This is a genomic window from Bradyrhizobium sp. HKCCYLRH1034 (assembly GCF_051168375.1).
Classification (GTDB): Bacteria; Pseudomonadota; Alphaproteobacteria; order Rhizobiales; family Xanthobacteraceae; genus Bradyrhizobium.
In genome coordinates, this window is record NZ_JBNPUW010000002.1 from 51,480 (window position 1) to 65,868 (window position 14,389).

The following is a 14,389-nucleotide window of genomic DNA, read 5'->3' on the forward strand; positions in this document are numbered from 1 at the left end:
ATGCATCGCGACTATGCAGCGGCGCTGGTCATGAACCGCGGTGGTGATGCCGCCGGTGAGTTCGCAAGGTCGTGGACTGTACGGCGACCGATTTGAGACCTTCGGCGCAGACCAGATAGGCGATAACGAGAGCCGCGATGGTGGCCAGCACGGCGATCGGCGGCACGACGAAGCCGAACCAGGCGCCGGCCGGGGTGAAGGGCACGACGAGCGCGACGGCGAGCGCGGTCAGTGACGACGCAGTCAGCATCGGATCGGCGCGGTTGCTCCATGGCCGTCCGTTGGTCCGGATGATGAAGATGACGAGGATCTGGGTCGCCATCGATTCGAGGAACCAGGCGGTCCGGAACTCGTCGGGCGTCGCATGGAACAAATAGAGCAGGGCGCCGAAAGTGAGAAAATCGAACAGCGACGACAGCGGGCCCATGATCGCGGCAAAGCGCAGCAGCCGCTTCATGTCCCAGCGCTGCGGCCGCGCGGTGGCCTGCGGACTCACACGATCGAACGGGATGCCGAGTTCGGAGAGATCATAGAGCAGGTTGTTGAGCAGGATCTGCGTCGGCAGCATCGGCAGGAAGGGCAGTATGATCGAAGCGACCGCCATGGACAGCATGTTGCCGAAATTCGAGCTCGCGCCCATTCGCACGTATTTCAGGATGTTGGCGAAGGTGCGCCGCCCTTCCTCCACACCGTCGGCGACAACCTCGAGATCGGAGGCGAGCAGGATGATGTCGGCGGCGGATTGCGCCACGGCGGTGGCGCCGTCGACCGACAGGCCGATGTCGGCCACCTTCAGCGCCGGCGCGTCGTTGATGCCGTCACCCAGGAAGCCGACGACGTGGCCCGAGGCCTGCAGCGCCTTGACGATGCGCGATTTCTGATCGGGGGCGAGCCGGCCAAACGCGTCGGCCGAGCGCACCTGCACCGCGAGCGCGTCATCGCTGAGCTCGGCGATGTCGCTGCCGGACAGCACGCGATCCGCCCTCAGCCCGACCAGCCCGGCCAGTCGCTTGACCACGACCGGATCGTCGCCGGAAAGGATCTTCAGCGCGATGCCGGCGCGCGCAAGCTGTGCGATGGCCGCGGCTGCGGTCGGCTTTGGCGGATCGGCGAACGCGCACAGACCCTCGAAGATCAGTTCCTGCTCGTCATCGGTCTCGACCTCGCGCGGCGCGCCGGTCCAGGGCCGTGACGCGATTGCGACCGTGCGCAGGCCCTCGCGCGCCAGCGCGTGAACGCGCGCGCACATCTCGTTGCGGCCGCTGGCGTCGATCGGCGTAGTCGCGCTGCCCTGCCGTTGCTGCGTGCAGAGCTCGATCACCGCCTCTGGCGCGCCCTTCACGATCAGGATCTGATCTGCCCCGCGGATCGCCAGCACCGAGCCGAGCCGGCGCGAGAAGTCGAAGGTCTGCTGTCCGCCCAGGGTCCATCCTGCTGCCGCACGGTCCGCGCCGGCGATGAGCGCGGTGTCGAGCGAGCCCCGATCGCCGCCGAGCGCGGCAGCGATCGCGCCGAGCTCCGCGGCTCGCGGGTCGTCGCTGCCGTCGGGCGCGATGCTTCGGGCGAGCGTGATCTCTGCTGAGGTCAATGTTCCCGTCTTGTCGGTGCACAGCACCGACATCGCGCCGAGATCATGGATCGCCGCGAGCCGCTTCACGATCACCTTGCGGTTGGCCATGCGAAGCGCGCCGCGCGACAGGGTCACGGTGGTGATCATCGGCAGCAGCTCGGGCGTCAGTCCGACGGCCAGCGCCACCGAGAACAACAGCGAGTCGAGCACATCACGGCCGAACACGACGCGCACCGCGAGCACGATCACGACCAGCGCCAGCGTCAGCCGCGCGATGACGAGGCCGAACTCGTGCAGGTCGCGCTCGAACGGCGTGCGGGCCTGCGCTTCGGCCAGCGCCGAGGCGGCAGCGCCGAACATCGTGTTCGGCCCGGTGTTGACGACGAGCGCGACGGCCTCTCCGGTCTGAGCCACGGAGCCACGAAACAGCGCATTCGACGTGTCATTCTCATCGCTGGGAATACCGGCCTGTTTCGTCACGGGATAGGGCTCTCCCGTCAGCGCCGCCTCGCCGGCAGTGAAGGCCTTGCTTTCGATGATCAGCGCATCGGCAGGAACGATGTCGCCCGCGCGGACGCGCAGGATGTCTCCGGGAACGACGGCGTCGACGTCGATCTCGCGATAGGCGCCGTCCCGCTTGACCTCGGCCTTCAGGGCCACGGAGCGGCGGAGCTCCTCGGCCGCCTTGACGGCATGCCCCTCCTGAACCGTATCGAGTCCGATCGACAGCGTGAGGATGAGGACGATGATGGCGCCGCCGATCACGTCGCCCGTCACCATCGAGATGATGCCGGCCACCAGCAGGATCAGCGATAGCGGCTCGAGCAGGCGGCGGAGCACGGCGCGCATCGGCCCCACGACATGCGATGGGGAGTCGGCATTCCGGCCGTAGCGTTGCAGCCGCTGCTCGGCGTCGGCTCTGCCGAGGCCGTCCAGGTCGCAGCCCAGCGCTGCGCCTGCCTGCGCAGGCGACAGGCGCCAGAACCGGTGCAGGCCGGGGGTCGTATCAGTGCTCACATGCGTCCGTTCATGTTCGTGGATGATTGGTAATGGTCATCATGCCTGATTTGCATGAACGATCGTCCGCCGGTTGACCTAGCGCAACATCCTGCTGTCGCGATCCCCTAGCTTTGTGTGCAATGCGCCGCGGGCTGACGGCCGCACTCAAGGAATGGATGGCGCGTCACTGGGCATCATCCGCATTGACGAGTTTGTGTTGACGACTATGGCCGATCATGCCGCAGCTCTCCCGTCCCCTACGAAAGCCGCCGTTGGTCCGACCGTCCTAGCGGCGGTCTGGGCGCATCGCTGGTTCGCTCTCGCCATCATCGTGCTGCTCGGCCTTGGCGGCTGGCAAAGCGTCCGGGTCATGCTTGGGCCTGCCATCGTGGTCGATCAGGTCCGGCGCGGCGACCTCGTCGAGACCGTCGTTGCCAGCGGTCACGTCGAGACGCCGTTCCGCGTCGAGATCGGCAGCCAGATCACCGGCACCGTCGAGGAGGTGCTGGTGCTGGAAGGCCAGCACGTCACCAAGGGCCAGCCGCTGATCTCGCTGGAGTCGCGCGAGCTGAAGGCTGCGGTGGTGCAGGCACAAGGGCAGGTGGCGCAGGCCGAGGCGCGGATGCGCCAGCTCGCCGAGCTGACCTTGCCGTCGGCGAAGGAGGCTTTGCGCCAGGTGCAGGCGACCTTGCTCAATGCTCAGCAGACCTATGACCGGACGTCGCAGCTGACCGGCAACGGCTATGCCACGCGCGCGGCGCTCGACGAGGCCCAGAAGACGCTCGACGTTGCGCTGGCCCAGAAGCGTGCCGCCGAATTCCAGGTCTTCACGGCGAGCCCCGGCGGCAGCGACTACGTCATGGCCGAGACGCAGCTGAACCAGGCGCGCGCCAATCTCGACACGGCGCAGTCGCGTCTCGGCTATGCGACGATCTCGGCGCCGCGCGACGGCGTGCTGATCACGCGCAGTGTCGAGCGCGGCACCGTGGCGCAGCCCGGCAAGACGCTGCTCGTCCTGGCGCCTGCCGGCGATCTCCAGCTCGTCCTGCAGATCGACGAGCGCAATCTCGGCAAGCTGGCGCTCGGCCAGACGGCGCTCGCGTCGGCCGATGCCTACCCCGACAGGCGCTTCCCCGCTGTGGTCAGCTACATCAATCCCGGCATCGATATTTCCCGCGCGTCCGTCCAGGTCAAGCTGATCGTCAAGGACCCGCCCGACTATCTGCGCCAGGACATGACGGTGTCTGTCGACATCGAGGTCGCCTCCCGCAAGGATACGCTGGAGCTGCCGGTGCGCTCGGTTCACGATATCACCTCGGGACAGCCCTGGGTGCTCGGGGTGAAGGATGGCCGCGCCGCCAAGCAGCCGGTGCGCGTCGGCATCCGCGGCAACAGCCATGTCGAGATCGTCGACGGCTTGAACGCCGGTGACATCGCCGTGCCCCAGAGTTCCGGCATCCTGACCGGCCAGCGCTTCCGCCCGGTGCTGCCGTGAACCGCTGGCTGCCCTTCGAGTGGATCGCGGCGGTGCGTTTCCTGCGCGAGGGCCGGCTGCAGACCTTGTTCATCATCGGCGGCATCGCGATCGGCGTCGGCGTCATCGTGTTCATGTCGGCGATGCTGGCCGGCCTCGAAGCCAATTTCATCAAGCGGGTGCTGACCTCGCAGCCGCAGATCCAACTGCTGACGCCGGATCAGGTTGCGCGTCCCCTGCGCAACGACAATGGCGTGATCGAGGATGCCATCGTGCAGCGTCCGAGCCAGCGCGTGATCTCGATCGATCAATGGCCGAAGATCCGCAATCAGATGCTGGCGATGCCGGAGATATCGGCGGTGTCGCCGACCATCTCCGGCTCCGCCCTCGCCATTCGCGGCGACGCCAGCCGCGCCGTGACGCTGTCCGGCATCGAGCCGGAGAGCTACTTCACAATCGTGCGCGTGCCGGACTACATCGTCGCCGGCGAGCCGCGGCTGACCAGCGAGGACATCATCATAGGTACCGAGCTCGCCAGGGATCTCGGCGCGATCGTCGGCGACAAGCTCAATGTTCAGGCGGCATCCGGCGCCAACCGCGTGCTGATCGTGACTGGTCTCGTCGATCTCGGCAGCAAGGGCGCCAATCAGCGCTCCGCCTATGTCGCGCTGCGCACGGCGCAGTCGCTGCTCGGCATGGTCGGCGGCGTCACCACGATCGACATCACCGTACGGGACATCTATGCCGCTGAGGACATTGCGCAGCGCATCCAGGCCGCCAATCGCGTCAAGGCCGACAGTTGGATCAAGACCAACGCGCAGTTCTTCACGGCGGTGCGCGCGCAGGCGACATCCAACACGCTGATCCGCGTCTTCGTCGCGCTCTCGGTCGCGTTCGGCATCGCGGCCGTGCTGATCGTCTCGGTGATCCAGCGCTCCAAGGAGATCGGGATCCTGCGTGCGATGGGCACCTCGCGCGGACAGATCTTGCGCGTGTTCCTGCTGCAGGGCGGGCTGCTCGGCTTCGTCGGCTCGCTGTTCGGCGCGGCAATGGGCGCGGGTGCGCTGATCTATTGGCATGCGGTGCAGCGCCAGGCCGATGGCTCGGAGTTGTTTCCGTTGATCCTCGAACGCCGATTGTTTCTCATCACGGCCCTGCTCGCGACGGTGACGGGCCTGCTCGCCGCGACCGCGCCGGCGCTGCGCGCGGCCAAGCTCGATCCGGTGGTGGCGATCCGTGGCTGAGGTCCTGCTGCGACTGGAGAAGGTCTGCAAGGCCTACAATGTCGGGCTGCCGACCGAGACCGAGGTGCTGCACGACATCGACATCGAGGTCGACCGCGGCGAGTTCGTCGCGCTGATCGGTCCGTCCGGCTCCGGCAAGAGCACTCTGCTGAACATCGTCGGTCTCTTGGACCGGCCGACCTCCGGCCGGTTGACGATCAAGGGCCAGGATACTGCGTCGCTCAGTGATACCGAGCTCACCCATCTGCGCGGCCATACCATCGGTTTCATCTTTCAGTCTCATCTCCTGATCTCTGCCTTCACGGCCAAGGAGAACGTGATGATGCCGCTGCTGGTCGATCGCGGCTTCCCGGGCCCCGAGATCGAGGCGCAGGCGTCGAAGCTGCTCGACCAGGTTGGGCTGGCGAAATTCGCCGACCATCTCGCGAGCAACATGTCGGGCGGCCAGCAGCAGCGGGTCGCGGTGGCGCGGGCGCTGGCGATGAACCCCGATCTGGTCCTGGCGGACGAGCCGACCGGCAACCTCGACACCAAGTCTGCCGAAGCGGTCTTTGGCCTGATGCGCGACGTCAATCGGGAGGTCGGCACGAGCTTCCTGCTCGTCACCCACAACCTTGATCTGGCCCGGCGCTGCGATCGCATCATCGAGGTTGTCGACGGCCGCATCCAGAGCTGAGGGCGGGCCGCTTCGATCGTAGATTCGCCGCCGTTCGGAGGCTTAATGGAACTGCCCGGGTCGATGCGCCGCCAGAAGCGCACGGCCGGGTCGCCCGATCCGCAGCCGGGGCGGCTTGAAATTTTGGGGCTTATCAAAGGCTTGGTGGCGCTCTTGTGTGCTCCGAAGGCCCGTTCTCGCTTGCCTAGCCCGGCGGCTTCCTTTATCCGGTGGGTCGCCTCGCAAGCGAGCGGTCCTGGCCGCGATTTGGGCTGGGCGCATGGTTGGCCAGGCTGGCCCCTCATCGGAAGCGATTTCGTCCGAACCGATCGTGCTGTTTTGGATCTTGGCAGAGGAAAGAGCTGCGAATGGCTAACGTCGTCGTCGTCGGCGCCCAATGGGGTGACGAGGGGAAGGGCAAGATCGTCGACTGGCTGTCGGAGCAGGCCGACATCGTCGTTCGCTTCCAGGGCGGCCACAACGCCGGTCATACGCTTGTCATCAACGGCGCGACGTACAAGCTGGCGCTGCTGCCGTCGGGCGTGCTGCGCACCGGCAAGCTGTCGGTGATCGGCAATGGCGTCGTGTTCGATCCGCAGGCCTTCCTGGACGAGGTCGGCAAGCTCCAGTCGCAGGGCGTCGCCATCAGCCCGGACAATCTGCGCGTTGCCGAGAACGTCACGCTGATCCTGCCGCTGCACCGTGAACTCGACGCGCTGCGGGAATCCGCGAGCGCGGCGACCGCGATCGGCACCACCCGCCGCGGCATCGGCCCGGCCTATGAGGACAAGGTCGGCCGGCGCGCGATCCGGCTGATGGACCTCGCCGATCTCGATACGCTGCCGCACAAGATCGACCGCCTGCTCGCGCACCATAATGCGCTCCGCCGCGGCCTCGGCCTCGAGCCGATCGACGGCCAGCAGATCCTGCGCGAGCTGACCGCCTTCGCGCCGAAGCTGCTGCCCTATGCGGAGACGGTCTGGCGGCTGCTCGACATCAAGCGCCGCGAAGGCAAGCGCATGCTGTTCGAGGGCGCGCAGGGTGCGCTGCTCGACGTGGACCACGGCACCTATCCCTACGTGACCTCGTCCAACACGGTGGCGGCGCAGGCGGCCACCGGCGCCGGCCTCGGGCCGGGCGCGATCGGCTACGTGCTCGGCCTGTGCAAGGCCTACACGACCCGGGTCGGGCAGGGGCCGTTTCCGACCGAGCAGGACAACGAGACCGGCCGCAAGATCGGCGAGCGTGGCCGCGAATTCGGAACGAATACCGGCCGGCCGCGTCGTTGCGGCTGGTTCGATGCGGTCCTGGTCCGTCAGGCGGTCCGGACCTGCGGCATTAACGGTCTTGCGCTGACCAAGCTGGACATTCTCGATGGTTTCGACACCATCGATGTCTGCACCGGCTACAGGCTGGACGGCAAGGAGATCGATCATTTCCCGGCAGGTGAGGGCGCGCAGTCCAGGGTCGAACCGATCTACGAGACGATCGAAGGCTGGAAACAGCCGACGGCGAACGCGCGCTCCTGGGCCGATCTGCCGGCACAGGCCATCAAATACGTCCGGCGCATCGAGGAACTGGTGGGTTGCCCGATCGCGCTGCTTTCCACCAGCCCCGAACGCGAGGATACTATTCTGGTCCAGAATCCCTTCGAGGCGTGACGGGACCCGACAGCTGAGCGCGCGAATTGAGTTGATATGGCCGACTACTACCCGCTGATAGCCCGTGCCATTGCCGGATTGGACCCCAACGCTCCCGGGGAAAGCCGGCGTGCGCTTTACGAGCGGGCCCGGGCGGCGTTGATCGCACAGTTGCGCAGCGTCCAGCCGCCGCTCAGCGAGTCCGAGATCACGCGCGAGCGGCTGTCGCTCGAGGAGGCCGTTCGCAAGGTCGAGGCGGAAGCAGCCCAGCGTGCCCGCGAGGCGCAGCGGGCGTCCAGTGGCGCTGCCCGCCCAGGCGATGCCCTCCGGCGGGCCGGTGCGCGCAATTCGGATGCTCCGGCAGCCCCCTCGGCTCAGCCCACTCCGACTCCAGACCAGGCCGCCACTGCCGCCCCCCGGCCACGACCGGCGGGCCCGGCTGCTGCCCGGGCCGAGCGGCCGCCGCTCGGCGCCGAGACGGCCGAGCTGCGTCCGGCGCGCAATCCGCGACCGGAAGCGCCGCCGGCTGCCGCTGGCGCACCAGCTGTGCCACCGCGGCCCCAGCCGCCTCAAACGCCTCCACAGGATGGGGCGGCGCCTCCCGTGCGCGAACGTCCGGCTGCCGCCCGCCGCGGTGCTCAGGACAACGGCAATCCGGCAACGCCGCCCGCCATGCGCGGCTTCCGCGACATCACCGCTGATGTCGACGATCTCGGCAAGGCCACCGCGCAGGCCAACCGCGCGGCGCGCAAGACCTACGCCAACGTTCCGGCCACCGATCTCGATCGGCTCGAGGGCGACGACGATGACCGGCCGCCGCTGCCCGAGGCGCCGTACTCCTATGACGAGTCGGTCCAGGAGGCCGAGCGCTACGCGCTGCCGGCCACCTCGACCCGCCAGCGTGGCGCCGCTCCGGATCGCGAGGGCAAGAAGAAGCCGGAGCGCAGCGGCTCGACCTTTCCGTTCAAGGCCGCCATCGCCGCCGGGATCGTGCTGATCCTGATCGGCGCCGGAATTCTGTGGGGCCGGCCGCTGGTCGGGATGGTCAACGGCCTGTTCAAATCGTCCTCGACGGTCGAGGCGCCCAAGGACACCGGCGCGCCGCTGAGCAAGCCGAAGATCACCGACCGCGTCGGCCAGTCGCCGTCCTCGGACCAGATCGCGCCGGTCGCACAGCGCGTCGTGCTGTATGACGAGGATCCCGCCGATCCGAAGGGCAAGCAGTACATCGGCTCGGTGGTCTGGCGTACCGAGCAGATCAAGGCGACGGGCACGCAGAAGGCCGATATCGCGGTGCGCGCCGACATCGAGATTCCCGATCGCAAGTTCAAGATGACGATGTCGTTCCGCCGCAACACCGACACGTCGCTGCCGGCGAGCCACACCGCCGAGCTCACCTTCATCCTGCCGCAGGACTTCTCGGGCGGCGGCGTCGGCAACGTGCCGGGCATCCTGATGAAGTCCAACGAACAGTCACGCGGAACGCCGCTGGCGGGCCTTGCGGTGAAGGTCACCGACGGCTTCTTCCTGGTCGGCCTGTCCAACGTCGACGCCGACCGGACCCGCAACGTGCAGCTCCTGAAGGAGCGCTCCTGGTTCGACGTTCCCTTGGTCTACACCAATCAGCGCCGGGCCATCATCGCGATCGAGAAGGGCGCGCCGGGCGAGCGCGCGTTCAACGACGCCTTCGCGCTGTGGGGTGACTGAGCAGGCCGCACGCGCCTCGCGCGTTCGGCGAATCGCCGAGGCAGGAGATTGGGCATGAAGCGATATCTCATCTTCGTTGCCGTAGGCCCGGCGCTGGGCGGCTTCGCGCTGCTCCTGGTCACGACCTACATGTCCGGTTATTGGACCAACACCAATCCGGGCGAAGTGGCCAAGCTGTTCAAGGTCTTCGTCACCTCGCTGCAATACAGCTACCTGTTCGGCTTCTTGCCGGCGCTGATGATGTGCGCGATCGACGACATCCTGTTCCACGTCAGGCGCATCGGGCCGACGTTGCGGATGCTGCTGGTGGGCGGCATCGCCTTCCTGCTCGCGGCCTTCAACTACGCCTCGCATGGCTCCGAATACGGCATCGTGCAGTGGATCCTGTACGGGCTGGTCGGCTTCATCCCGGCGACGGTGTCATCGTGGCTGGTGCACAGATTCGTTGAGGAGCCGCAGCCGGCGGTCGTTACTGAGCCGCCGACTGCGTAAGCCGATCGCACGAGCCGATCAGCCCTACCTGCCGTTGCCGCGGCAGCGGCCGCCGGGGCCGATGTGAAAGCCGCGCGGGCAGGCGTGCGCCGCCGGATTGGCGTAGTTGCGCAGGCATCCGCCATAGGGACCGCGGTGCCAGCCCGGGCCGCAGCCACCGGCGACCTGGATCACCTCAGGCTTGGATCCGGCGTCGATCGGAGCCAGCGGCATCGCAGATGCGCCGACGGTGAGAACTCCCAACAGGAGCGCGCTGGTGAGGATGGTTCGCATCGATGGTCTCCCTGGTGTGATTTGCGAAAGGGTCAGCCGCCGGCAGCGAAGGCGATGCCGGCACGCACCTCGGTGATGGCCTGATCGATCAGCCCCAGCGCGCGCTCGCGATGGCCGCCCTTGTTCGGTGTCGCCTGAGCCAGCTCGGCCCGCGCCGATTGCAGCATGGTGATAGTCGCGGTCATGTGCGGCTGCGCGCCGAGCGCGTAGCCGATCCCGATGCAACCCGCGAGGGCGGCGCCGAGGCAGAGCTTGCGGGCCGCGGAAGACATGGTCATTTCAATCTCTCCTCGTACTCATGGCTGTTCGACTTGAAGGGTGCAGGCCGCAACGCATGTCCGCGTGCGTCCATCGGCATCGCTAGTTGAACCCGTTGCCGCTGTCTTGGACTCATCGGCATGAACGGTCGCGCGACTTGGACTGATCGGCGCTCCCGATCCCGTCTCGATGAGCTCTGCCGACTTCAGCGGCCGTTCATCCCGCCGCTGCCACATTGATCGCGTTGCTTCGGAAATTCCTTTGCCTCGGGTCCGATTTCGATGACCATCGTCAGGAAAATGCTGTCGACCGACATGCTGCCGAAAGGGCTCGACGACAGGCAGCGCTTCTTGTGCTTTGCGGAATTGTTCGAGCACTTCTCCAACACGGGTGAGCTCGATCCGGCCGAGGACGTGCCGTTTCGCGCCGCAATGAACGCGATCCACATCGGGACCACCCTGCTCGGGCGCTGCGACGGCACCTTCACCCGTGTCAGGCGCGAACGGCGCCAAGTGCTCGCGACCAATGACGACCGCTATTGCCTGGCGCGCAACGCCGGCAGCCGCGAGGCGATGGTCGTCCATCGCGGACGCGAGTTCGTTCTGCGCCCCGGCGCAATGGTGCTGCTCAAGCTCGATGAGCCTTTCTTCAGCGCCGACGGCGCCAGCCACAAGCGCTTCGTCAACGTGCATCTGCCGATGATGACGCTGCGCTCGATGGTCTCCGGTGTCGATGATCTGGTCGGACGCGAATTGGCGCCGGGCGGCGCGCTGTCGCTGGCGATGGATTACAGCGAGCTGCTGCTCGCCCATCCCGCCGCGGCCGACGAGGCCGGCCCGGCGATCGCGCAGCATCTGCTCGATCTGGTGGCGCTCGGGCTCGGTGTGCGCGGCGACGCGATGCGCAAGGCCGGCCGCGGCGGCCTGCGCAGCGTTCGCCTGGCGGGGCTGCTGACCATTCTGAACAGCCGCTTCACCGAGCCGGATTTTTCGGCGCAGAAGCTCGCCGTCGCGGCCGGGCTGTCCGAGCGCTACGTCAATGACCTGCTGCATGAGGCCGGCGCCGGCTTCTCGGCCCGGCTGAACGAGCTGCGCCTGCGCAAGGCCATGGACCTGCTGGCCGGCGGCGGACGCCGCATCAGCGACATCGCGTTTGCCTGCGGCTTCAACGACCTGTCCTATTTCAACCGCTGCTTCCGGCGCCGCTTCGGGCTGACGCCGACCGGCGCCCGGGGCCGCTAGGCGAGACAAGGCGGCGGTTCGACGCAACTTGTGCCGAGCCCCGCGCGTTGCCATCTCATGGGTATGCAAGACCACATGGCTCCCTCGCCCCGCCGCGGACGCGCCTCGCAGGCGCACTTCGACGCCAATGAGGCGCGCGGACCGATCATCGACCAGGACGGACGTGAGATCCCGCAGGGCTCCTTCCGGTCCTCGTTCAACGGCGCCTTCGTCGGTCCGGACGGTGTGCGCTTCGATTTCAACACCGCCAATCCCTTCGGCAATCTGACCCGTGAGCAGCGCATCGCGCGGCTGGAGGCCGTGGCGAAGCTGCTCGACGTCGCCTTCGTCCTGCCCGGCACCAACATCCGCTATGGCATCGACGGCATCATCGGCCTGATCCCGGTGGTCGGCGACCTCATCGCGACCGCGCTGTCGCTGTGGCTGGTGCGCGAGGCCCGTGCGCTGGGCGCGCCCTGGCACGTCATTACGCGGATGCTGGGCAATGTCGCGGTCGAGGGGGTGATCGGCATGGTCCCCGTCGCGGGCGACGCCTTCGACGTGCTGTTCCGCGCCAACATGCGCAACGCCAAGATCCTGCGGCGGTGGCTGGATACCCAGTCGCGTTGAGGCGCTGCGAGACCGGGCCAAAACCTCGCAAACCGACCCCCATAAAAAAACTGCCCCGCGCGAGGCGGGGCAGGGTGTTGAAGACTGGTCTGGCAGCCGTCAGGCCGCATCGGCGTCCTGCGCCTTGTCGACCCCCCGGCGCGGCAACGGAAACGCCTCGCTCTCATACAAGGTGCGGATGCCGTTCTGGTCGAAGCGGGCTTCCTCGACCTGCAGGTAGGCGCCATTCAGCGAATCCGCAGGCAACTCCTCCATGGCGAAGCGCACGGCTTCAGCCGCGGTGCCGAACCGCCGGTAGGCGAAGCCCGCCCGCTTCTTCTTGCGGATGGCGGCGGGAAACAGTTCGGCAGAGGTGTTGAAGTTGAACGGACGCAGTGGACGCATGGTCTGAGACCTCTTCTTGTCGGCTGGAAGCGCTGACGCGAGCTTTCAAAACATTCAGCTTGGCAATGACGCCAGCGATTGCGGGGGTGGAGGGCGGGATTTGCCGCTCCAGGCGGCCCGGCCCTGCATAGTCAGTTACGGTCTCTAATATAGGCCGATTTGGCAGAAATGCGAATCCTGCACGCTCACATCGTAAATCCGGCCTGGTTCGGGGCCTACTGAAATATCCTATTTTTTCAATGGTTTAATCGATCCACAACTTGTGAATGCAGGAGAGCCCGATCTGCACGGCTAAAATCTCGCCCCTGGTGGCCGGTTTTGGCCCCCGGCGCCGCGCCGGCCGCCAGCCCAGCGGCCCCGAATACCGTCCGTGACGGAACCGAGGCCGATGGAAACGTCAGCGCGGCTTCAGCTTCAGGGCCGCCGAGTTGATGCAATAGCGCAGGCCGGTCGGCCCCGGGCCGTCGGGAAAGACATGGCCGAGATGGCCGGAGCATTTCGAGCACAGCACCTCGGTGCGGACCATGCCGTGGGTATGGTCGGTCTCCTCGTCGATGTGGCTCTCCGTCGCCGGCTGGGTGAAGCTCGGCCAGCCGCAGCCGGAGTCGAATTTGGCGTCGGACTCGAACAGGGTCTGGCCGCAGCCGGCGCACACGTAGGTCCCGGCGCGATGCTCATGCTCGTATTCGCCCGAGAACGGGCGCTCGGTCGCCTTCTCGCGCAGCACGGCGTACTGCATCGGCGTCAGCTCCTCGCGCCATTCCGCCTCGCTCTTGATGACCTTGTCGCTCGTCTTGGTGTCGCTCATCCTGTTGTCCTCCGGGCGGACCGAACTGGTCCGCTCCCTGTCATTGCGCTGATCGGCCTCGGTCGCGGCCGCAGGTCGTCGCCTCAGTTCGTTACCCAGTTAGTTCGTCGCCTCAGTTCGTTGCCTTAGTTCATTGCCTTGGCCTCGCCGACCAGCGTCGGCTTCTCGACATAGTTCTCCGCGAAGATCTTCTTCAGATTCTCGATCTTCGGCAGGTCGTTATAGGCAATATAGGGCTGGCTCGGGTGCAGCGTCAGGTAGTCCTGATGATAGGCCTCGGCCGGATAGAACGCGTCGAGCTTGCCGATCTTGGTGACGATCGGCTTGCCGAACACCTTGGCCTTGTCGAGCTGGGCGACATAGGCCTCCGCGACCTTCCTCTGCGCCTCCGAGGTGGTGAAGATCGCCGAGCGATATTGCGGTCCCGAGTCCGGGCCCTGTCGGTTCAACTGGGTCGGATCGTGCACGACCGAAAAGAAGATCTGCAGAATCTTGCCATAGGAGATCTTCTTCGGGTCGTACTTGATCTGGACCGATTCCGCGTGGCCCGTCGTGCCGCTCGAGACCGTGCGGTAATCGGCCGTGGCCTTGGTGCCGCCGGCATAGCCGGACACCGCGCTGACCACGCCGGCCGTGTGCTGGTAGACGCCCTGGACGCCCCAGAAGCAGCCGCCGGCGACGACAGCGGTTTCCAGCGCGTCGGAGGCCGGCTGGTCCTGGGCCGGCGGCGGGATCACAACGGCCTGCTCGGCGGCGTGCAGCGGCTGCCAGGCCAGGATGCCGGCCGCCATCGCACCGAGCACGGCTGTCTTGACGAAAAGGGAGCGGGTGAGGCGCATCTTCGGATCCTCGTGAGGGGGGCTTGTCTCGTCTCGCCGGCCGGAAACACTGGCCCGGTCCGGCCTCTGCTGCAAGATACGTCGGTGCCCGGCCGGCGTTACGGGGGACGTGACACGACTGCGTGAACAGGCGGGTGGCGCGAGGCGTGCGCTATCGCCCAATGGGTGCCGGGACGGCGCTGGGAGTTGTGGCGAG

The 14,389-nt window shown here is 66.9% G+C and carries 14 protein-coding genes; 8 read left to right on the forward strand and 6 right to left on the reverse strand.

Annotated elements, in window-relative coordinates; translation table 11 throughout:
* Positions 1-28 precede the first annotated feature (28 nt).
* Positions 29-2,587 (reverse strand): magnesium-translocating P-type ATPase, encoded by a 2,559-nt coding sequence (gene mgtA / locus ACQR0W_RS04035; RefSeq protein ID WP_316169317.1) that lies wholly within the window; start codon positions 2,585-2,587, stop codon positions 29-31.
* A 208-nt stretch (positions 2,588-2,795) separates the two neighbouring features.
* Between mgtA and ACQR0W_RS04040 the strand changes: the two genes are divergently transcribed.
* From ACQR0W_RS04040 to ACQR0W_RS04065, 6 genes are all read left to right on the forward strand, one after another.
* Positions 2,796-4,064 (forward strand): efflux RND transporter periplasmic adaptor subunit, encoded by a 1,269-nt coding sequence (locus ACQR0W_RS04040; RefSeq protein WP_315827747.1) that lies wholly within the window; start codon positions 2,796-2,798, stop codon positions 4,062-4,064.
* On the forward strand, positions 4,061-5,287 hold the full coding sequence (locus ACQR0W_RS04045; RefSeq protein ID WP_315750080.1) for an ABC transporter permease: 1,227 nt from the start codon (positions 4,061-4,063) through the stop codon (positions 5,285-5,287). Before ACQR0W_RS04040 ends, ACQR0W_RS04045 begins: the two co-directional genes overlap by 4 nt.
* Complete coding sequence (locus tag ACQR0W_RS04050) at positions 5,280-5,963, forward strand: ABC transporter ATP-binding protein (protein ID WP_315714138.1); 684 nt, start codon at positions 5,280-5,282, stop codon at positions 5,961-5,963. The genes ACQR0W_RS04045 and ACQR0W_RS04050 overlap by 8 nt, the downstream gene beginning before the upstream one ends.
* Positions 5,964-6,310: 347 nt before the next feature.
* The gene (locus ACQR0W_RS04055; protein WP_315714139.1) at positions 6,311-7,603 is read left to right on the forward strand and encodes an adenylosuccinate synthase; all 1,293 of its coding nucleotides are present in this window, start codon (positions 6,311-6,313) and stop codon (positions 7,601-7,603) included.
* 36 nt (positions 7,604-7,639) lie between these two features.
* Entirely contained in the window at positions 7,640-9,289 is a 1,650-nt protein-coding gene (locus tag ACQR0W_RS04060) for a hypothetical protein (protein ID WP_315714140.1), read from the forward strand.
* A gap of 54 nt (positions 9,290-9,343) precedes the next feature.
* Positions 9,344-9,781 (forward strand): DUF5413 family protein, encoded by a 438-nt coding sequence (locus ACQR0W_RS04065; protein WP_315714141.1) that lies wholly within the window; start codon positions 9,344-9,346, stop codon positions 9,779-9,781.
* Between the two features lie 24 nt (positions 9,782-9,805).
* Here the strand turns inward: ACQR0W_RS04065 and ACQR0W_RS04070 are convergent, their stop codons facing one another.
* Positions 9,806-10,054 carry a GCG_CRPN prefix-to-repeats domain-containing protein gene (locus ACQR0W_RS04070; RefSeq protein WP_315714142.1) on the reverse strand — a complete coding sequence of 83 codons (249 nt, stop codon included), beginning with the start codon at positions 10,052-10,054 and terminating at the stop codon, positions 9,806-9,808.
* A gap of 32 nt (positions 10,055-10,086) precedes the next feature.
* Positions 10,087-10,332 (reverse strand): hypothetical protein, encoded by a 246-nt coding sequence (locus ACQR0W_RS04075; protein WP_315714143.1) that lies wholly within the window; start codon positions 10,330-10,332, stop codon positions 10,087-10,089.
* 261 nt (positions 10,333-10,593) lie between these two features.
* Here ACQR0W_RS04075 and ACQR0W_RS04080 point away from each other — a divergent pair, with 261 nt between their 5' ends.
* Both ACQR0W_RS04080 and ACQR0W_RS04085 read left to right on the forward strand, forming a co-directional pair.
* A complete protein-coding gene (locus ACQR0W_RS04080) occupies positions 10,594-11,553 on the forward strand; it encodes a helix-turn-helix transcriptional regulator (RefSeq protein WP_315714144.1) in 960 nt (319 codons plus the stop codon).
* A gap of 75 nt (positions 11,554-11,628) precedes the next feature.
* Complete coding sequence (locus ACQR0W_RS04085; protein ID WP_315750086.1) at positions 11,629-12,162, forward strand: DUF4112 domain-containing protein; 534 nt, start codon at positions 11,629-11,631, stop codon at positions 12,160-12,162.
* Positions 12,163-12,261: 99 nt separating this feature from the next.
* Here ACQR0W_RS04085 and ACQR0W_RS04090 read toward each other — a convergent pair whose 3' ends face one another.
* From ACQR0W_RS04090 to msrA, 3 genes are all read right to left on the reverse strand, one after another.
* A complete protein-coding gene (locus ACQR0W_RS04090; RefSeq protein WP_315714146.1) occupies positions 12,262-12,546 on the reverse strand; it encodes a hypothetical protein in 285 nt (94 codons plus the stop codon).
* A 397-nt stretch (positions 12,547-12,943) separates the two neighbouring features.
* Positions 12,944-13,354, reverse strand: a complete 411-nt coding sequence (msrB, locus tag ACQR0W_RS04095) for a peptide-methionine (R)-S-oxide reductase MsrB (protein ID WP_315750087.1) — start codon at positions 13,352-13,354, stop codon at positions 12,944-12,946.
* A 125-nt stretch (positions 13,355-13,479) separates the two neighbouring features.
* The gene (msrA, locus tag ACQR0W_RS04100) at positions 13,480-14,193 is read right to left on the reverse strand and encodes a peptide-methionine (S)-S-oxide reductase MsrA (RefSeq protein ID WP_315827654.1); all 714 of its coding nucleotides are present in this window, start codon (positions 14,191-14,193) and stop codon (positions 13,480-13,482) included.
* Between the last annotated feature and the right edge of the window lie 196 nt (positions 14,194-14,389).